The organism is Haloarcula sp. CGMCC 1.2071 (assembly GCF_037078445.1).
Taxonomy (GTDB): Archaea; Halobacteriota; Halobacteria; order Halobacteriales; family Haloarculaceae; genus Haloarcula; species Haloarcula amylolytica.
In genome coordinates, this window is the sequence record NZ_JAYMGY010000001.1 from 69014 (window position 1) to 87913 (window position 18900).

Below are 18900 nucleotides of genomic sequence, written 5' to 3' on the forward strand. Positions count from 1 at the left end.
AGCTGCAGAACCATGCACAACAGAACCCGATACTTTAGCTAGCCGTTACTCTTCAACGGCTGCGTCGGCGGCATCGGCTTCAGCGTCTTCATCCTCGCCATCGTCGTCAGGATTCTCCACCACTTCGATGCCGCGGTTGTTGACGGCAGACGGGTCCAAGCCGACCTCCTGCAGGAAGTTCTTGTACTCGCGCTCGCACTGCTCGGCGTCCTTCTGGCGGTCGCTGGCGCGGTCACACAGCGCGATGAGGTCCTCGGGCACGTCGTTAGTGTAGACGATCCAGTGGTTGATGAGGTCAGACAGGCGGCGGATCGGCGAGGTGAAGTGGCCGTAAATCTCGAAGTTCAGGGCGTGGTGGCCGCCGAAGGGGTCGTTCATGTACTTCGCGCGGGGCATCACCTTCATCACGGCCCACTGAATCTTGTCGAGCTGGCGACCGGGGGCCTGTTCGAGTGTCGCGTTGACGGCCTTCCGCGGGTCGTCCCAGGCGTCGCCGGGGATAGAGACGCCGTCGAGTTCCTGAATCTCGACCAGCGCCTCGTCCCACTCGTCGGGGCTGGGCTGCGGGTGGACGCGGTACATCGCCTCGACGCCGCGGTTCCACATCAGCTCGTGCGTGACGGCCTTGTTAGCCTTCAGCATACACTCCTCGATGATGGTGTGGGCGCGGTCGCGGGCGGGGTTGAGGACGAGCGAGCCCTCCTCCTTGCGCTGCTCGTGCATCCGGTCGGCCAGTTCCCAGACGCGCTCGGTTTTCTCCGCGAGGTCGACGCTCTGGTCTTCCAGCACGTCTTCTGCGGTCTCTGGCTCGTCCAGCAGGCGCTCGGCCTCGGTGTAGGTTAGCCGGGCGTCGCTGCGGATGACGGACTTGTAGATGTTGATCTCCTCGTAGCCGAGGTTCTCCTTGTCGAGGTGCATCTCAACGGTGTGGGCCAGCCGGTCCTCGTTGGGGACCAGCGAGCAGACCGTCTCGGCGAGGACGGGCGGCAGCATGTGGACGGTGTAGGCCGGGAGATAGACGGTGTTCCCGCGCTCGACGGCCTGCTCCCACATCTTCGTGTCGGGGTTGACGTAGTGAGTCACGTCGGCGATGTGGACCCAGAGGACGATTTCGTCCTCGCGCTCCTCGATGGAGATGGCGTCGTCGAAGTCCTGGGCGTCGATAGGGTCGGTCGTCCAGGTGGTCATCTCACGGAGGTCTTCGCGTTCGTCGACCTCGTCCTCGATTTCGGCCTGCACGTCCTGCGTGCGCTCTTTGGCCTCCTCCAGTACCTCGGGCGGGAATTCGTCGGGGATGCCGAACTTCTCGAACAGTTCCTCGCGCTTGTTCTCCAGATGGCGGGCCATCTCCGGGTCGATCTCGACGGGGCCTTGCCCCTCGGCGGTCCCGGCGGCCGCTTGCGCGTCCTCTGTAGTCATGTCACCCGGTACGAACAGGGCGTAGTTAGGGCTGTCGGGGTGGGACTGGGCCGTGACTTCCCCGTCTCATTCCCTGTGCGTGTCGCCCTCGGAGAGTTCTCGGAACCGTCTCAGGAAGGTCTCTTGGTCGGCCTCGCCGGCCCCGGCGGCGTCGAGCGTCGTTTCGAGGCCGTCCCGCGGCTGCTGGCACAGGTCGGCAAAACAGGCTTTACAGAGGTGTTCGAACGTCTTGTTCCGGCGGTCCCACCGGTCGCCGTGTTTGTCGTACTCGCGGGCCTCGGTCCGCGAGACGGACTCCCCACACGCGATACAGGTGACCGACTCCGCCCGGGAGTTCCGGGACCCGAACATACGAACCAGTTGCGACTGACAGCGCTTAGAGTTTTCCGCACAGGCAACAGTTCCCCGTTCCGGGCCACACGTTTATTCACCCGCCGCCACTACACAGGGTATCGGCTATTCGGAGCCAGGGACACTGAATGAAGCCACCAGAGACACTCGCTCACTCGACGTTGGACACGCTACCCATCAATATCGCTGTCCTCGACGACGAGGGGACGATTCTGTTTACCAACCGCGCCTGGCGGGAGTTCGCGGGCGACGAGGATGGGGAGATGGAGGGGACGAACTACTTCGCGACGACCGACATCGACGCCGACGAGTACGCCGGGCAGGCACTCGGCGGCATCGAGTCGGTCATCGACGGTGAGCAGGACCTGTTCACGATGGAGTACCCGTGTCACTCCCCGGAGGAGAAGCAGTGGTTTCTGATGCGGGTCGCACCGCTCCCCGACGACGAGGCCGGGAGCGCGGTCGTCGCACACATCGACATCACCCAGCGGAAGCTCGCCGAACTGGCGGCCGAGCGCCGCAGCGAGGAGCTCAAAGCCGAGCGCCAGAACCTCAAACAGCTCGTCGACCGGGTCGACGGGCTGCTGAAAGCGGTGATGGGCGACGTACTGACCGTCGACTCGCGCGAGGCCATCCAGCAGACCGTCTGTGACCGGCTGGCCGAGGTCGACTCCTACCAGTTCGCCTGGGTGTCCGAACTGGATCTACGCGACGAGACGCTGTCGTCGACGGCACTCTCCGCCGACCACCCGACAACGCTGTCCATCCCGCTTAACGCCGACGACCCGGTTGCGGAGGCGGCCCGAACCGAGGAGATGCAGGTCGTGACCGGTGACATCGACGAGCAACACAGCCGACTCGCCGACTCCGACGTCGCGTCGGTCGCGGCAGTCCCGCTCGTCTCCGGCGAGTCGCTGTACGGCGTCCTCACCGTCTACGCCGACAGCGACGACGTGTTTGATCCCCGAGAACAGGCCGTGCTCGGGACCATCGGCCGGGCGACTGCGGCGGCCATCGACGCCCGCGAGACCAGCCGGCTGTTGACCGCCGACAACGTCACCGAACTCGAACTGCAGGTCACCGACCCCGACGTGTTCTACATCGACGTGGCGAGCGAACTCGGCTGCTCGATGGAGTACGGCGGGAGCGTCCCCGACGGCGAGGAGACGGTGATGTTCTTCCTCGTCGAGACGGACGACCCCTCGGCTGTCTGTGCCGTCGCCGCCGACCACCCGCAGGTATCGGGCGTCTCACACGTCTCGACGGCGGACTCGTCGGCGCTGTTCGAATTCACCGTGTCGGACCCGCCGGTCGTCTCGGTCGTCGCCGACCGCGGGGCCCAGACGGGCGACATTCTGGTCGAACCAGGGAAGGCGACAGTCACCGTCACGCTCCCGGCGTCGATGGAGACCCGAAGCGTGGTCGAGCAGGTCCGCAGCCAGTATCCGGAGACGGAACTGCTCTCCGTGCGAGAACGGGACGAACCGCCAGTCTCCCGGCAGGCGTTCATCGCAAACGTCGAAGAGCGGTTGACCAACCGCCAGCTAACGGCGCTCCGGAAGGGGTTTCTCGGCGGCTTCTTCGACTGGCCACGCGACGTCTCCGGCGAGCAACTGGCCGAGTCGATGGACATCTGTCCGTCGACGTTCCACCAGCACCTCCGTGCGGGTGAGCGAAAGCTACTGGAAGAAGTGTTCGAAAACTGGTAACCAGTGCTTGCGAATCCCTACGCCTGCGGCGGACTCCTGGCACGATCCCCGAAGCAGTTTGGTAGTCCGCTTATACCGATAACAACCGTATATACATGTAGTGATACAGAACCAGTGTCCTGTTTGTCTCCGGCGAACCGACGGGACACAGTCCCCCGTGACAGCGGCACACTCACGGATCGACCGAACTATTACGGACAGCCTGCCGACAAGCGCGCGACGCATCGCCCGCCGAATGACCGCCCGATAGCTTTCAATGCACTCCGATAACATCCAGACCAGCAAATCGATACAGCAGGAGACCGGACGGACGTTTCACCTCGCGACGCGTCTGCTTCCGGAGCGTATCCGCCACCCGACCTACGTCATGTACGCGTTCTTCCGGGTCGCGGACGAGGTCGTCGACCAGACGGACGGGCCGCCCCCGACCGTCCAGCACGAGCAACTGGAGGTAATCCGCGAGGCCGCGCTCGGGAACGTCGACCCGGCCGAAACCGACCACGAGGCGGTCATGGCGGCGTTTCAGGACCTGGCCGAGCGTCACGACATCTCCGAGGAGACGATCAACGTCTTCATCGACGCGATGGAGATGGACATCGCACAGGCCCGCTACGAGACGTTCGAGGACCTCCGTGAGTACATGGGCGGCTCTGCCGTCGCTGTCGGCCACATGATGACGGAGGTGATGGACCCGCCACAGAAGGCGGAGGCCCTGCCCCACGCGACGGCGCTGGCCGAAGCGTTCCAGCTATCGAACTTCCTGCGGGACGTCCGCGAGGACATCCACGACTACGGCCGGGTGTACCTCCCACAGGAGACGCTCGACCGCCACGGCGTCACCGAGGAGCAACTGGCCGACGCCGAGGTCGACGACGCCTTCCGTGCCGTGATGCAGGAGGAACTGGCTCGGACCGACGAACTGTACCGCGAGGGCGTGGCCGGTATCCGATACCTCCCGGAGGACTGCCAGTTCGGCGTGCTGCTGGCTGCGGTCCTGTACGCTGACCACCACCGACTCATCCGTGACCGTGGCTACGACGTGCTGACGGAGACGCCAGACCTCACTCGCCGCCGCCGGCTGTGGTTGCTCGCCCGTACGTGGTGGCACTGGCGGCGCAACGGCGACCCCGAAGCGACGTTCTACACCGTGAGCGCTGTCTCCGAGCGCGGCCCCGGCGAGACGCCGACGGACGCCCACGGCCACGGGCAACCCGCGTGGCGTGGATGACAGCCACGCACCGGGTATCGTTTCTGACTCCCTGTTGTACCTGAACTAATGTTGCCCACGCTCACGTATCTCCAGTTCCACGCCCTGTTCGTGGTGCCGGTCGTGGCTGGATTGGCACTGACAGCCACCTACCGCCTCGGGAGCCGCCGGGACGTACTCACGGGGACGGCAATCCTCGCAGGACTGGCCCTCGTCTACACGACGCCGTGGGACGGCGCGCTCATCCGGCGCGGCGTCTGGTGGTACGGCGACGGCACCGTGCTGGCGCGGTTCTGGTCGATACCCCTCGGCGAGTACCTCTTTTTCGTCCTGCAGACCGCGATGGTCGGGCTGTGGGTGGCCCGGTTTCGGGTGGACACGGAGCGCCCACTGACCACGCCGATGCGAACGCGACTCGTCGGACTCGCCGCCGCGCTCGTCGTCGTTCTGTCCGGCCTCGCGCTCCTGCGCTCCGACTCGGGACTGTACCTCGGGTCCCTGCTGGTCTGGAGCGGGCCGATTCTCGCCATCCAGTGGCTGTTCGGGTGGCACTTCCTCGTCGGCAAGTGGCGGACCGTCGGCGGCGCGACACTGGTCCCGACGGCCTATCTCTGTGGTATCGACAGCGTCGCCATCCGACTCGGCGTCTGGACCCTCTCGAAACAGTACACGACCGGCTACACGATTCCCCTGCTCGACCTGCCCATCGAGGAGGCGGTGTTCTTCTTCCTGACGACGCTGTTCGTCGTGCAGGGGGTCGTGCTCTACGTCTGGCTTCGAGACAGATGGGAATGAGCCGCCGCACCACCGTCGAGCCGTCGGTTCTCTACCGGGTCGCGCTGGTCCCCGGCTGGGTTGCCAGCCTCGCCGTCGTTGCTCCGTTCCTCGCCGGGGTCTCGATACCGCCCGCGCTCCAGTACGCCCCGCTGGTCGTCAGTGCCGTTCTGCTCGGCCTCCCCCACGGCGCGGTCGACCACCTCGCGGTCGCACGCACTCGCGGCGAGCGCCCGAACCTGGCCGCTATCGCCCGAATATTTGCTCTCTACGGCGTCTTCGGCGGAGCCTACGCAGCCGCCTGGTTCCTCGCGCCCGCGGCGGCGTTTGTCCTCTTCATCGCCGTGACGTGGTTCCACTGGGGCCAGGGCGACCTGTACGCGCTGCGCGCGCTGGCCGACGCCGATCACCTCCGGTCGCTCCCACAGCGGGTCGGGACCGTCCTCGTCCGCGGCGGCCTGCCGATGCTGGTCCCGTTGCTCGCCTTCCCCGACTGGTACCGCCGCGTGGCGACGGATCTGGTATCGCTGTTCGCGCCCGACGCCGTGGCCGCTATCGGCTGGGCGTTCCGGACGGACGTTCGAACCGCGCTCGCAATCGCCTACGGCGCGCTCGTCGTGGCAACGCTGGCGGTCGGGTTCACCCGCGCCGACGCCCGACGCCCGTGGCTGCTCGACGCCGGTGAGACGCTGGGACTCCTTGCCTACTTCGCCCTCGTACCGCCGGTGCTTGCCATCGGCGTCTACTTCTGTCTCTGGCACTCGCTGCGCCACGTCGCCCGCCTGCTGCTGGTCGACGACGACGCTACCGCCGCGCTCGAAAACCGCGATCCGACGGCCGCCCTGGCGCGGTTCGCCCGCGACGCCGCACCCCTGACCGTCGCCTCGCTCGCCCTGCTCGGCGGGCTGTACTTCCTGGTCCCGAACCCGCCCGGGTCGGTTCCGGAATGGGTCGCGCTGTATCTGGTGTTCATCGCCGTCGTCACGCTGCCACACGTCGTCGTTGTCAGTATCATGGACCGCCAACAGGGCGTCTGGGTGTAGTCGGCTACCTCTATAGATGGCGCTAGGGCCGGATGTCTGGAAGAATTGAAGTCGAAAATCACGGAGGGGCATCCGCGCGAGCGAAGCAAGCGCGGTTCACCGAACGCGAGTGGAGCGAGCGTTCGGCCTTTTTCGCCACCGAAAGACTCGCGTTGCTCGCTCGTCTTTCGAGCTGCTCGGAAATCGAAGATTTCCGGCATGACGAGACGGCAATGCCGTCTCGAACCACCTCGCTCGCTTCGCTCACGAGGACCACGTTTTTGCGCCGAGTGGTGCGCTTCGCGCACCCGAGGCGGAAAAAGGTGGGTTACTTGCCCTTGCCGCGGTTGCTGCGCAGCGACGGGCGGGTCTTCTCGCTCCCCTTGCCCTTGCCGCTGAGGCCGCGGTTGCGGCGGCCGGCACCGGTCAGACCGCGGAAGACGCGGTCGGCCTGGTCGTCGGCGCAGATCCACGACAGGTCGTCGTCGTTCTGGATGGCCGGGTGGTTCGGGTCGATGAGGATGACTTCGTGCCACTTCTGGCGGCCGTCCTGGCCGACGGAGTAGCTGTTGAGCACGCGCAGGTTCGGGAAGGTGCGGGAGGCGCGTTCCTCGGCGACGCGCTGGATGTCCTTCCGGCGGGTGATGCGCGTGACGCCCTGGCGCTTGGACCGACGGCCGGCCTTGTGTCGGCGCTTGCGTGCGCCGCCCTTGCGGACGGAGACGCGGGCGACGACGACGCCCTGTTTCGCCTTGTAGCCCTGCGAGCGGGCCTTGTCGAGGCGGGTCGGGCGCTCGATGCGCTCGACGGCCCCTTCGTCGCGCCACTCCTGCTGGCGCTGCCACTGTAGTTCTGCGAGCTGTCCGTCGCCCGGGTTCTTCCATGCGTCTCGAATGTACGAATATGCGCTTCGTGCCATATGTATTCACCACGGGCGTTGCGTGGTTCAAGTCGCGCTCGACGCGACTCACATCCCGACCTGCACACGCAGGTGCCCGCTGGTGCCCGTCGTCCAGCGAGTTACCCGGAGTTTGCCGTTCGGAGTCTTAAACGGTTCGGACCAGACTCGCGGATGTGACCCGCTCACGCAGGGACGCGACCGCTGAAAACGTCGGATATCTGTGGTTTAGCAACACAAATCGTTAAGTTGTTCCCAGCCGGAGAGTCATGTATTACCATGACAGACCTTGGTGGCTTTCAGGACCATGTGGCGCGAATCGACCTCGGGGACGGGGACGTAGCCTACGAAGGTATCGACGAGGAAGACGCGAAAAAGTACATCGGTGCACGCGGGCTCGGCGTGAAGTACGTCTTCGATCAGGGACCGGACGTGGACCCGCTGGGTCCGGATAACCTGCTGGCGTTCATGAACGGGCCGCTGACGGGGACACAGGTGACGATGAGCGGCCGGATCGCCATCTGTACGAAGTCGCCGCTGACGGGGACGGTCACTGACTCCCACCACGGCGGCTGGTCCGGAGCGCGGCTGAAATGGTCGGGCTTCGACGGACTGCTGTTCGAGGGCCAGGCCGACGAGCCGGTGTATGCGCTCGTCGAAGACGGCGAAGTGGAACTGCGCGACGCCTCGCACCTCTGGGGGCAGGGCGTCCACGACACCATCGACGACCTCGAAGGCGAAATCGAGGGCGGCTCGCTGGGCAAGAACCTCTCGGTGATGGCCATCGGACAGGGCGGTGAAAACGAGGTCAAGTACGCCTGTATCATCAACGAGGACGACCGCGCGTCGGGCCGCGGCGGCACCGGCTGCGTGATGGGCAACAAGAACCTCAAGGCTGTCGTCGTCAAGTCCAGCACCCGGATGCCCAAGCCGAAGGACCAGGAGACGTTCCAGGAGGGTCACAAGCAGGCGATGCAGGTCATTCAGGAGTCCGACGTGACCGCGCCCAACGAGGGCGGCCTCTCGATGTACGGCACGAACGTCCTGATGAACCTCACCGAGGAGATGGACGGCCTCCCGACGAAAAACGCGAAGTACTCCTCGACGCGATCGATGTCCGAGTCGGAGGGCGACGGCGAACGCATCATCGACTCCGAGAAGGTGAGCGGCGAAAACGTCCGGGAGAACATCCTGGTCGACGAGCCGACCTGTCACTCCTGTCCGGTCGCCTGCAAGAAGGAAGTCGAGGTGCAGGCGATGCACAAGGGCGAGGAGATGAACGTCCGCACGGAGTCCTACGAGTACGAGTCCGCGTGGGCGCTCGGTCCGAACTCCGGCCACGTCGAGCGCGACAAGATCGCCGTGATGCTCGAACGGTGTAACGACGTCGGCGTCGACACCATCGACGTTGGCAACACCATGGCGATGGCGATGGAGATGACCGAGGAGGGCAAGCTCGACGAGCTCGGCGACGGCCTGGACTGGGGCGACGCCGACACGATGATCGACATGATCGAGATGATCGCCAACCGCGAGACGGAACTCGCGGACCACCTCGCCGAGGGGCCGGACCACCTCGCCGAGGAGTTCGACGCCCACACCAACTCTCTCGCTGTCAAGGGCCAGACCATGGCCGCCTACGACCCGCGGTGCATGAAGGGAATGGCAATCGGGTACGCGACCTCGAACCGCGGGGCGTGTCACCTGCGCGGCTACACGCCGGCAGCCGAAATCCTGGGCATCCCGGAGAAGGTCAACCCGCGCGAGTGGGAGGGCAAAGGCGAACTGTGTGCTACCTTCCAGGACCTCCACGCCATCAGTGACTCCTTCGACATCTGCAAGTTCAACGCCTTCGCGGAAGGTATCGAGGAGTACGTCCTGCAGTACAACGGCATGACCGGGCTGGACGTGAGCGAGGAGGAACTGATGGAAGCCGGCGAGCGCATCTACAACCTCGAACGGTACTACAACAACCTCGCCGGCTTCGACGGAGCCGACGACGACCTGCCCAACCGGTTCGTCGAGGGCGACGAGCACGCGATGCCGGCACAGGGCGGCTCCGAGGGGGAACTCGCGGAGCTCTCGAAGATGAAAGACGAGTACTACGAGGTGCGTGACTGGGAGGACGGCGTCGTGCCCGACGAGAAACTCGACGAACTTGGCATCGACATCGGCCCCGGAACCGGCGTCAGCTCCGGCGGCGCGGCGGCCCCGAGCGACGACTGAATTCGCACTGACCGCCGAACACACTTCAGTTCTCTAATGCGCAAGGAAGATATCGACGACTTCGAATTCCAGGTAGAGTCCCGACTGACCAGCCACGGCGTCTACGTCACCGAGTTCGACGACGAGGGCGAGACGTACCGGCTCACCTACGAATCGATTTCGGCCGACGAGGCGGCTGTCATCCCCCACCGGGAAATCGGCCGCGTCATCAACGTCTTCCGGGATCTGCACGCCGATGACTGGTCCGGGGTCGACATCGAGGCGACCGTGACGGACCTCGACGACACTGAACTCGGCGAGTGGTCGGTCGACAGCGAATGGATCGACGACCTCGAAAACGGCGACCTCTCGGAGACGGACTTCTCTCAGCGCGTGCTGGAGACGATTACGGTTCGGAACTGACCGCCAGCACGTCCCTGATCTCAAGCGTCGTCTCGAACTCCTCACCTCTGTCCAGCCGCCGGCCGTCGCGCTCGAACTGGGCGACGTGGGCCCGCCGAACCGCGTCCTGCTCGCGGTCGCTCAGTCCGAGTTCTGTGCCGATACTGTCCCAGCGGCCCGACTCGGCACAGACGTAATCGGCCTCTCTGGGGCCGCTGATGCGTTCGTACTCCCTGTCGTATGTCGCCCGATTCGCCCGGAGGTAGGTCTGTACCTGTCCGAGCAGGTCGGGGAGTCGGTCGAGCGGGACGCTGGCCTGCGTGCCGGCCAGCAAGACGATTTGCCCCTCGATGGGGTACGTCGGGTCGGCCATCGCGCCCCGGTCAGCCGCCCGCCCGCATCGCTTTCTGTGCGAACTTCTCGATGAGCGGCTCTAGCGTCTCCGGGTCGCCGTCGAACTGGATCGTCACCTCGTTGAGCTGGAGGCTCGGCCCGATAGCGACTTTCTCCTCCGACAGTGTCGCCGCCCAGCCGTCGCCTTCGACGGTCGCCTCGCCGCGTTGCTCGCCGCCGAGGTTCTCCAGATAGCCGATAGCGGCTCGCACCGAGATGCCGCGAAAACTCCGTTCACGCTCCATTACGTGGTCGTTACGGGTGCGGTCGTCTAAACCTATCGGCGGTCCGGCGCTCGTTTGCCACAACAGCGCTATCCCGGATGGCTCCACCTCTCCCGGACGGATACCCTCTATCCTGGCCGGATGCCGTCGTCGACGATGCGGGCGTTTCGCTCGCGGTTGATGCGCTCGTCTAGGTCGGCGTGGTCGTAAATCTGAGCGATGACGGCGGCGTGGAGGTCGCGCCAGGCCATCGCGTAGATGGGGGACTGGCCCCAGGCCCGGAGTTCGACGACGTACTCGTCGTAGGCCTCCCACCGACTCTCGAACTGCTCGATGTGGTCGACGACGGCGCTGGCCGGCTCCTCGGAATCGAGGGCCGCGTTGAGTTCCCGCTCCCAGCCACCGACGGCCTGCTCCATGTCGCGTTTCGTGTCCTCGCTGTCCGGCGGCAGCGAGTCGACAATCCCGGACGGAATCCCCAGTTCGATGTCGTCCATATCGCCACACAGAGTTCGCGGCCAATAAATCCCAGCGATAGGCGAACATGTTCGCATCTACTGCTTTGTGTCGGCGGGCTGTAGAATACATATGAGCAGTGAGACAGTAGAGCGACAGTCGTCGGCACCGGACCTGACCACTGTCGAGGTCAGGTGTACCGGCCACGTTCGCCGGGTCGTCGGCGAACCGTCGCTGTCGTACACGTTCGAAGGGGACACGCTGCGTGACTTCCTCGACGCGTTCTTCCGGGAGTACGACGTGAGCGACATGCTCATCGCGGAAACCGAAGCTGACGCCACCACCGAGGGCTGGGCCCCGGAGATGGCGGACCTGCCGGGCGACTGGGCGAAAAACCCCGAAGGCGAGCAGACCAGATGCTACGCGCGAGTGACGGTCAACGGCGAGTTCAACGAACACCTCGACGGACTGGATACGGAACTGGAAGCCGGTGACCGCGTCGGGCTGATGTTCCCGTTCATCTTCTGCTGCTGATTCGAGTCCCGCCTGCTCCGCCGGACCGAGCTACCCCCCGGCGACTGGCGGGAACACGCTGAGCTCGTCCCCGTCCTCCAGCGCGGTCTCCAGCCCGTCGAGATGGGCAATATCCGTTCCGTTCCGGAGAATCGTCAGGTACTCCCGTAGTTCGCCGTCCTCGAACAGGTCCATCTCGGTGTACTCCTCGGAGAGCTGCCGGAGCACGTCACCCGCCTGGAGGCCGCTCTCGTACTCACGCTGAACCGTTTTCTGCCCCACGGCTTCCCGGAAGTTGGCGAAAAACCGCAGCTCGATTTGCATACCGCTGGGTTGGCGGTCGAGTGGCTTAAATCACAGCGCTCGGACCGCGTGAATCGAACGAGCAACTGATTTATTCGTTGTATTCAATCGATCATGGACCTCGAATTCCTATCCGATGGGAACGACTTCGACCCGTTTTAGCGTCCCAGCCCATGACTCCGCGTATGGAACGTGTGGTCGCAAGCGATGACCCGATGATAGCTGTCGACCGACTGCGGGCGGAACTCGACGCCGATGTCGTCGTCGCGGAGACAGATGACGAGGACGCGGTCCGGGACGCTGCCGCCGGTGCAGCGGCGCTCGTCGTGGACGTGAACACGCCGGTCACCGCCGCGGTGCTCGACGCGCTGGACGACCTTCAGATCGTCGCGCGAGCGGGTGTCGGTATCGACAACATCGACGTGTCCGCGGCGGCGGACAACGGCGTGACCGTCACGAACGTCCCTGAGTACTGCACGGACGAGGTCGCGACCCACACGGTGACGCTCCTGCTCGACTGCGTTCGGACGCTCACGGCCTACGACCGCGATGTTCGCGACGGCGGGTGGGGCTGGGAGCGGACCCGCCCGGTCCATCGCGTCCGCGACCGGACGCTCGGCCTCGTCTCCTTCGGCCCCATCGCGCGGCGAGTGCGCGACCAACTGCGAGGGTTCGACATCGACGTCATCGCGTACGACCCGTACGTCGACGCCGAGGAGATGGCCGAAGCCGATGTCGAGAAAGTCACGCTGGGGACGCTATACGAGCGGGCCGACTACGTCTCCCTCCACGCGCCGTTGACCGAGAGCACGGCGGAGATGATAGACGCTGACGCGCTCGCGGCGATGCGCGACCACGCCGTCCTCGTCAACACCGGCCGCGGCGGCCTCGTCGACGAGAGAGCGCTTCGGGCGGCGTTGGACGATGGGACGATTGCGGCCGCCGGCCTCGACGTACTGGGCGAAGAGCCGCCGACGGCTGCCCATCCGCTGGTCGGCCTCGACAACTGTATCGTCACGCCACACGCGGCGTGGTACTCCGAGGAAGCTCGCGACGACCTCAACGCCGCCGTCGCTGCGAACGTCGAGGCCGCGCTGGCCGGTGAGACGCCACCGAACCGGATCGACCCCGAGACGGACTGGCTGTAAATATACGGCCAGGGTTGACCGCTAACACCGTCGAAACGGTTGTCGGCGAGTGGCGTGACCGCGCTCAGCAGCGGATGAACTCCCGACGCTGGTCGCCGAGGGCGCTCTGACCCGTGACTGCTGTCTTGATATCTCGGACGAGGTTCGAGAGATACGCGCGAAGCCCGGGGTCACACGTCCCGACGCGCCTGGCCTGCCGGTAATCACAGCAGAGCGCGACCGGCAATAGCGGGGCCGCAAACAGTCCCGAAAGCGTGACGCCCAACTGGAAGGGGTGGCCGGCCGGGACGGCGAGCCACGCAGCGGCCACGACCGCCCAAGACACCACCCCGTAGAGGACGGTGTGTCGCCAGTTGTGTGCCGGCAGTTCGTATCCGCGAATGCGTGACGAAGAGTCGTCCGGCGTGCCGCCGGTGACCGGGCCACCGGGCGACTCGCCAGTAGATGAGGAGAGAGGACACGACATACTCTATCGGTGGCCTTGCGTGTTAATCACGGCTTGTTTGGCATACGCCGAATGAGACAGTGCGTATAAGCCGCTCGACGCGCAACGGGACGTATATGCGAGAGTTCATCTTCACTATCGACTACGAGCGGAACGTCGACCCCGTGATGGACGTGTTCATCGACTACCCGGAGACCCACTCCCGGACTATCGCGTGCAACGTCACGCGAGACGGGATGTGGCGGCTCGAACGGGTCGCCGGCCCGGAGACCGCCCTCGAACAGCTTGACGACGTGTACGACGACCCGGTCCAGTGTACCGAGTGCATCGGGACCCGCAACTGCAAGACCGACTGGACGTACGAGGTCATCGGCTCGGACCCCGGGGCCCGGACGGTGTACAGCTACCGGTCCGAAGCGGGTGACTGTCACTCGATTCCGCGGCTGGCCATCGACCACGTCGGCCGCGGCGTCCTCGTCGAGACCGAACGCCGTGGGAGCCGGTGTGAGTGGCGGCTGCTCCTGTGCAGCGACGCCGGCGTCGACGGGCTGTTCGAGGAGATGGAATCCGAACTCCGCGAAGGGCTCACCGTCGAGTTCCGGCAGCTTAGCTCGCCCTCGTACTGGGTCGACGAGGCCGTGACACTGGCGGAGCTCCCGCCGGAGCAACAGGCCGCCGTCGAGGCTGCCGTCGAACACGGCTACTACCGGACGCCGCGGGACACTTCGCTCACCGACCTCGCCGAGACGCTCGACGTGTCGCGGTCGACGCTCCAGTACCGCCTCCAGCGGGCCGAAGCGTGGATCGTCCGGTCGTTCGTCACGCGGTCGATGGGGCCGGTTCAGGCCGACGAAGACGTCGCCGAGGGCGGACGGCTCCGCATCGGTCGCTCCGGCGTGTAGTCGTCGCCGTCACATTCTGGCTCCTGAATCGGACCGGGGCGTATCACCCCGTCCACAGCGGTTCAGAGCGGGAACAGAGTCCCGGACTGCAGTAGAACATCTCACACATACTCACCGACTGTCCAAAGTTCGGCGTGTGCCAAACGAGTCGTCATGGGGGATGCACCCCTATAATTGGGTACGACCGCGGGCGTCCCACGCGCTCGCAGAGGCACACTATGACGACACGCAGCATCTATTCCCCCGACGAACGCGGTGACAGTGTGGACGAACAGGCCGAGTCCGAGGCGAGCACCGGCCACGCCTGCCCGGACTGTGGCGGGAGCCTCGTCACCGACGACAGCCGCGGCGAAACGGTCTGTGAATCCTGTGGCCTCGTCGTCGACGAGGACGAGATCGACCACGGGCCGGAGTGGCGCGCCTTCGACAGCCAGGAGCGCGACAACAAGCGCCGCGTCGGTGCCCCGACGACGGAGATGAAACACGACAAGGGCCTCTCGACCAACATCGGCTGGCAGAACAAGGACGCCTACGGCAACTCCCTGTCGACGCGCCAGCGCGAGAAGATGCAGCGCCTGCGGACCTGGGACGAGCGGTTCCGAACCCGCGACCACGCCGAGCGAAACCTCAAGCAGGCGCTGGGCGAGATCGACCGGATGGGGAGCGCCCTCGGCGTCCCCGAGAGCGCCCGCGAGACGGCCAGCGTCATCTACCGCCGCGCCCTCGATGAGGGGATGCTTCCCGGCCGCTCCATCGAAGGGATGGCGACTGCCGCGCTGTACGCCGCAATCAGACAGTCGAACCTCCCGCAGACGCTCGACGATATGGCCGTCGTCAGCCGCGTCGATGAGATGGAGTTCACCCGTGCGTACCGCTATCTCAACCGGGAACTCTCCTTGCAGGTCGGCCCGCCGGACCCCGCGACCTACCTCAGCAAGTTCATCTCTGAACTCGACGCCGACGACGCCCTCGAACGCCAGGCCCGCGCCCTCATCGAGGCGGGGAAGGAAGCGAACGTCCACAGCGGCAAGAGCCCCGTCGGCCTCGCCGCCGCGGCCATCTACGCCGCCGGCCTGCTACTGGGCGAGGAGATGACCCAGGAAACCGTCAGCGAGGCCACCGACATCAGCACCGTGACCATCCGCGAGCGCTACCGCGAACTGCTGGAAGCCGAGGCGGAACTCGACGACAGCGCCGTCGACGCGACGAGCGGTGCCGAGTCCGGCGCAAGCGCCTAAGCCGTCACGGAACCCCAATCTTCTCTTAGCCCCGCTGTCCCTCGAAATCGTCCAGCCATCCGCGGATGACGCTCTCTATCGCGCCGGTCGTGCTCCCGACGTGCAGTATCTGGTACCCCGACTCGGCCTTCTCGTTCACGTCGTCCATCCCGAACCCGAGACCGCCGACGGTGACGTCCGCTTCCACTGCCGCCGAGCGGACCGTCTCCACCGCCTCCTGCACCTCCGGATGCTCGATTTCGCCGGGATAACCGAGCGACACCGACAGGTCGAACGGCCCGATGAACACGAAACCGAGTTCAGGTACGTCCAGAATCGCGTCAATATTGTCGACGGCCTCCTTCGTCTCGATTGTGGTCCCGACCAGCGTCTCCTCGTCCGAGGCCTCGATGTAGTTCTCGCCCAGGCCCCAGCGGCGCGCTCGGGGCGCTGCCAGTCCCCGGTCGCCCGGGTCGCCGTCGTACCGGAACCGCCCTGACTTGACGGCTTCCCTGACTTCGTCGGCGGTTTCGACCCGCGGCAGGAAGACGTTCTTGACCCCCAGGTCCAGCGCCTTCCGCACCAGCGTCGGGGATGTATCCGGCAGGCGGACCAGTAGCTCCGTCCCGGTGCCGTCGGCCGCCCGCAGGAGGTTCTCGACTGTCGCCGCGTCCCACGGGTCCGGCCCGCCGTGCTCGAAGTCGAGCCAGATGAAATCGACCCCGAGGTCGCCGTAGAACTCTACCAGTGTCGGGCTGTATGTGTTATCGAGGACGCCCAGCGCGACGCCGCCGCTATCGACTGTCTTGCGGAGTCCGTTCGTCGGCAGTGATTCGGCCATGTCTTGTCAGTGAACTGCAACACCGATAAGCGTGGTGCGGAAACGGCCGGTCAGTTCTGGTATCCCGACAGCGACCCCTTACTGTCCCGGCAGCGGACAGAGGCTCGCGGTCAGCACGACGACGCCATCGGTGTGATTGTGCGCGCCGTGGGCCTGCCCCCGCTCGTTCAGCACGACCCCCGGCGCGGCGATGGCTTCCTCTCTCTCCTCCTGCTGGACCGTCACCTCGCCGCGGACGACGTGGAACACGTTCGTCGCGTCATCGTGTTCGTGCGGGTCGATTGTCGCGTCCGGCCCCAGCGCGAACGCCTTCACCAGCACGTCGTCGGTCACTGCCAGTTCCCCGTCGATGACTTCGCCCTCTTCCGGTTCGGCGTCGAACTCGGACAAGCGGTCGAGCGTCATATTTGCCCGTGGGTCGGGGCGTCCTTAGCCGTTCGGTTGCTAGGAAAAGTTGCATCTGTTTGTGTGGTTGCGTGATTGAACAACCAGAAAGCCCCCGCGTTCTCAGCTCCCGCGACTCGCTGCGCTCCAGTAGGTGCTTGCGTCGTCGGGGTTCGCTGAGAACGCGGCCCCTTTCAGTCCCATCCCTGCCGGCTGGCCAAACAGCTACGAGGTGGGACTGAAAGGGGCGGCTGGCTGAACGACGGCGGACGACGTAAGGACCACAGTGAGCGGAGCGAGCGAGGACCGCAGCGAGTCCCCCGAGTTCAGCCAGCCGGGGCTTTCTGGCTGTTAGACTACGCACTCGCGCTGCAGTGTCTCCAAACGTCTCACACATCTACTAGCCGGAAGGCGAGACTGTACATCGTCCCGGTTCGCTCGGAGCCGATAGCAGACACGAGGTCAGCAGCTATCGCGGCCAGCGGTTCCCCAATCACGTCCGGAAGCTCGTCTGCGTATCCACGCACCACGTCGGCGTGGGCGTCCAGATGCGCCTCGGTCCAGGGAACGGGGTCGAGCAGCGTCTTTCGGCGTTCGACAGTCCAGCCGTGATCGGCAAACACCGCAGCCAGCACGGCGACGGGGTAGAACGTCAGCGCCGGCCGGCCGTCGACCACCCGCGCGGCGGCGTTCTCAAGCGCGAACAGCCGGTTGACAGCCCCGTCGGTGGGTGGCACCGCGTAGTCGTCGACGACGAGACGCCCACCGGGTTTCGCCACCCGTGCCAGTTCGGCCGCGACGGCGTCCAGGTCGGCAGGCGGCAGGACGTTACAGAGCCCGTGGGCGGTGACGAGGTCGACGCTGCCGGTCCCAAGCGGCGTCGCCCGGAGGTCGGCCTCGATGACCACGAGGCGGTCGGCGTTCCCGTCGCCGACGCGCTCGCGGACCGTCGCGGCGTGGTCGGCGTCGTTCGTCACCGCGTACACCCGCTTCGCGCCCGCGGCCAGCAGTCCGGCCGTCGTGTTCCCGACGCCGGCCCCCGCCTCAAGACAGACCTGGCCTTCGACCTGCCGGTCGGCGAGGGCGGCCGTCACCGTCTCCGGAACGCCGTCCACGCTCAGTGGTGCAGTTGCTCGGGCACCGGGCTGTCGTCGTGGCGCGCCTCCTCGATGAGCGCGCGCTGGCGGGCCTCGTCCATCCCCTCCGAGCGGCTGGCGGCGTCGAGCACCATCGCCACGAGCTTCGGGTCGCCGGGGCTGACGACGGTATCGAGGCCCTGGGCGGCGGCGAAGTCGAACCGTTCACGGATGACTTCCGGCGTGTCGACCGGCTCGTACCAGTTCGCGTACGGGCGGTCGGCCTCGGCCAGTTCGTCGGTCGGCGGCCACGACCCCTTCGCGAAGGCCTTGATGCCCAGCGTGCCGATGCCCTCCGCTTCACAGCGGTCCAGCACGGCCTCGTAGTCGTACTCGTCGCCGTCCTTGCCGGCGACGACGGGGTTCAGTGGGAACATCACCGTCTCCAGGTCGTCGATGCGGTCGATGGCGTCGAGGATGAGTTCGGGATTACCGTGGCTCGTCAGCCCGATGTGGTCGATTTTCCCGTCGTCTTTCGCCTCGCGTATCGCGTCCAGCGCGCCGCCGTCGGCGGTGATCGTGTCCAGTTCCTCCTCGTACTCCAGGCCGTGAATCTGGTAGAGGTCGATGGTGTCGATGCCGAGGCGGTTCAGCGAGCGGTCGATCTTCCGGGCTGCCCCCTCGTACTCGCGCTCCTGGGTCTTGCAGCCCAGGAAGACCTCCTCGCGGTACTGACGGAGCTTCGGCCCCAGTTTCAGCTCCGCGTCGCCGTAGGTCGGTGCCACGTCGAAGTGGTTGACGCCGTGGTCGAGTACAAGTTCGACCAGCTGGTTCGCCCCCGCCTGTTCGAGCCAGTTGAGTGCTATCGAGCCGAACGTCAGCACCGTGCTCTCCTGCCCAGTGTCGCCCAGTGCTCGGGTTTCCATACCGGTTGCACGACCCGGAGCCCAATAACCGTTGGTTGCTGCTCTCTCAGCCTGTCCAGTGCGGCAGACCGCGACAGGGGACGCC

22 protein-coding genes are annotated in these 18900 nt (G+C 65.8%); 10 read left to right on the top strand and 12 right to left on the bottom strand.

Features of this window, described 5'->3' with window-relative positions; translation table 11 throughout:
* Positions 1-45: 45 nt before the first annotated feature.
* Complete coding sequence (locus VI234_RS00385; protein ID WP_008308023.1) at positions 46-1419, bottom strand: RNB domain-containing ribonuclease; 1374 nt, start codon at positions 1417-1419, stop codon at positions 46-48.
* Between the two features lie 66 nt (positions 1420-1485).
* Positions 1486-1770 carry a DUF7562 family protein gene (locus tag VI234_RS00390; RefSeq protein ID WP_151145319.1) on the bottom strand — a complete coding sequence of 95 codons (285 nt, stop codon included), beginning with the start codon at positions 1768-1770 and terminating at the stop codon, positions 1486-1488.
* A gap of 128 nt (positions 1771-1898) precedes the next feature.
* On the opposite strand from VI234_RS00390, the gene VI234_RS00395 reads away from it, so the two are divergent.
* From VI234_RS00395 to VI234_RS00410, 4 genes are all read left to right on the top strand, one after another.
* Positions 1899-3479 carry a bacterio-opsin activator domain-containing protein gene (locus VI234_RS00395; RefSeq protein ID WP_151145322.1) on the top strand — a complete coding sequence of 527 codons (1581 nt, stop codon included), beginning with the start codon at positions 1899-1901 and terminating at the stop codon, positions 3477-3479.
* Between the two features lie 256 nt (positions 3480-3735).
* Positions 3736-4707 (top strand): phytoene/squalene synthase family protein, encoded by a 972-nt coding sequence (locus VI234_RS00400; protein WP_008308030.1) that lies wholly within the window; start codon positions 3736-3738, stop codon positions 4705-4707.
* Between the two features lie 48 nt (positions 4708-4755).
* Positions 4756-5481, top strand: coding sequence for a lycopene cyclase domain-containing protein (locus VI234_RS00405; protein WP_008308032.1), 726 nt, complete (start codon positions 4756-4758; stop codon positions 5479-5481).
* Positions 5478-6503 (top strand): Brp/Blh family beta-carotene 15,15'-dioxygenase, encoded by a 1026-nt coding sequence (locus tag VI234_RS00410; protein WP_336328950.1) that lies wholly within the window; start codon positions 5478-5480, stop codon positions 6501-6503. The genes VI234_RS00405 and VI234_RS00410 overlap by 4 nt, the downstream gene beginning before the upstream one ends.
* Before the next feature lie 307 nt (positions 6504-6810).
* On the opposite strand, the gene VI234_RS00415 is transcribed toward VI234_RS00410, so the two are convergent.
* The gene (locus VI234_RS00415; RefSeq protein WP_008308034.1) at positions 6811-7401 is read right to left on the bottom strand and encodes a 50S ribosomal protein L15e; all 591 of its coding nucleotides are present in this window, start codon (positions 7399-7401) and stop codon (positions 6811-6813) included.
* 258 nt (positions 7402-7659) lie between these two features.
* Between VI234_RS00415 and VI234_RS00420 the strand changes: the two genes are divergently transcribed.
* Positions 7660-9606 (top strand): aldehyde ferredoxin oxidoreductase family protein, encoded by a 1947-nt coding sequence (locus VI234_RS00420; RefSeq protein WP_008308035.1) that lies wholly within the window; start codon positions 7660-7662, stop codon positions 9604-9606.
* Between the two features lie 36 nt (positions 9607-9642).
* Positions 9643-10008 carry a hypothetical protein gene (locus VI234_RS00425; RefSeq protein WP_336328951.1) on the top strand — a complete coding sequence of 122 codons (366 nt, stop codon included), beginning with the start codon at positions 9643-9645 and terminating at the stop codon, positions 10006-10008.
* Here VI234_RS00425 and VI234_RS00430 read toward each other — a convergent pair.
* From VI234_RS00430 to VI234_RS00440, 3 genes are all read right to left on the bottom strand, one after another.
* Positions 9992-10360, bottom strand: coding sequence for a hypothetical protein (locus VI234_RS00430; RefSeq protein ID WP_336328952.1), 369 nt, complete (start codon positions 10358-10360; stop codon positions 9992-9994). The two genes, VI234_RS00425 and VI234_RS00430, sit on opposite strands and share 17 nt — an antisense overlap.
* Positions 10361-10370: 10 nt before the next feature.
* Complete coding sequence (locus tag VI234_RS00435; RefSeq protein WP_004958362.1) at positions 10371-10625, bottom strand: hypothetical protein; 255 nt, start codon at positions 10623-10625, stop codon at positions 10371-10373.
* 107 nt (positions 10626-10732) lie between these two features.
* Positions 10733-11101: a hypothetical protein gene (locus VI234_RS00440; protein ID WP_008308040.1), complete on the bottom strand. Its 369-nt coding sequence runs from the start codon at positions 11099-11101 to the stop codon at positions 10733-10735.
* A 91-nt stretch (positions 11102-11192) separates the two neighbouring features.
* On the opposite strand from VI234_RS00440, the gene VI234_RS00445 reads away from it, so the two are divergent.
* Positions 11193-11594: a MoaD/ThiS family protein gene (locus VI234_RS00445; protein ID WP_008308042.1), complete on the top strand. Its 402-nt coding sequence runs from the start codon at positions 11193-11195 to the stop codon at positions 11592-11594.
* Between the two features lie 30 nt (positions 11595-11624).
* Here the strand turns inward: VI234_RS00445 and VI234_RS00450 are convergent, their stop codons facing one another.
* Positions 11625-11897 (bottom strand): ubiquitin-like small modifier protein 1, encoded by a 273-nt coding sequence (locus VI234_RS00450; protein ID WP_008308044.1) that lies wholly within the window; start codon positions 11895-11897, stop codon positions 11625-11627.
* Between the two features lie 164 nt (positions 11898-12061).
* Here VI234_RS00450 and VI234_RS00455 point away from each other — a divergent pair, with 164 nt between their 5' ends.
* Positions 12062-13024, top strand: coding sequence for a C-terminal binding protein (locus tag VI234_RS00455; RefSeq protein ID WP_008308046.1), 963 nt, complete (start codon positions 12062-12064; stop codon positions 13022-13024).
* A gap of 64 nt (positions 13025-13088) precedes the next feature.
* On the opposite strand, the gene VI234_RS00460 is transcribed toward VI234_RS00455, so the two are convergent.
* Entirely contained in the window at positions 13089-13490 is a 402-nt protein-coding gene (locus VI234_RS00460; RefSeq protein ID WP_008308049.1) for a hypothetical protein, read from the bottom strand.
* A gap of 95 nt (positions 13491-13585) precedes the next feature.
* On the opposite strand from VI234_RS00460, the gene VI234_RS00465 reads away from it, so the two are divergent.
* On the top strand, positions 13586-14371 hold the full coding sequence (locus VI234_RS00465; protein ID WP_008308050.1) for a helix-turn-helix domain-containing protein: 786 nt from the start codon (positions 13586-13588) through the stop codon (positions 14369-14371).
* Between the two features lie 218 nt (positions 14372-14589).
* On the top strand, positions 14590-15609 hold the full coding sequence (locus VI234_RS00470) for a transcription initiation factor IIB (protein ID WP_008308052.1): 1020 nt from the start codon (positions 14590-14592) through the stop codon (positions 15607-15609).
* 25 nt (positions 15610-15634) lie between these two features.
* Here the strand turns inward: VI234_RS00470 and VI234_RS00475 are convergent, their stop codons facing one another.
* From VI234_RS00475 to VI234_RS00490, 4 genes are all read right to left on the bottom strand, one after another.
* Positions 15635-16429: an HpcH/HpaI aldolase family protein gene (locus tag VI234_RS00475; protein ID WP_336328953.1), complete on the bottom strand. Its 795-nt coding sequence runs from the start codon at positions 16427-16429 to the stop codon at positions 15635-15637.
* A 78-nt stretch (positions 16430-16507) separates the two neighbouring features.
* The gene (locus tag VI234_RS00480; RefSeq protein WP_008308055.1) at positions 16508-16834 is read right to left on the bottom strand and encodes a cupin domain-containing protein; all 327 of its coding nucleotides are present in this window, start codon (positions 16832-16834) and stop codon (positions 16508-16510) included.
* A gap of 368 nt (positions 16835-17202) precedes the next feature.
* Positions 17203-17934, bottom strand: coding sequence for a class I SAM-dependent methyltransferase (locus tag VI234_RS00485; protein WP_336329289.1), 732 nt, complete (start codon positions 17932-17934; stop codon positions 17203-17205).
* Positions 17931-18815 carry an aldo/keto reductase gene (locus tag VI234_RS00490; RefSeq protein WP_336328954.1) on the bottom strand — a complete coding sequence of 295 codons (885 nt, stop codon included), beginning with the start codon at positions 18813-18815 and terminating at the stop codon, positions 17931-17933. The genes VI234_RS00485 and VI234_RS00490 overlap by 4 nt, the downstream gene beginning before the upstream one ends.
* Between the last annotated feature and the right edge of the window lie 85 nt (positions 18816-18900).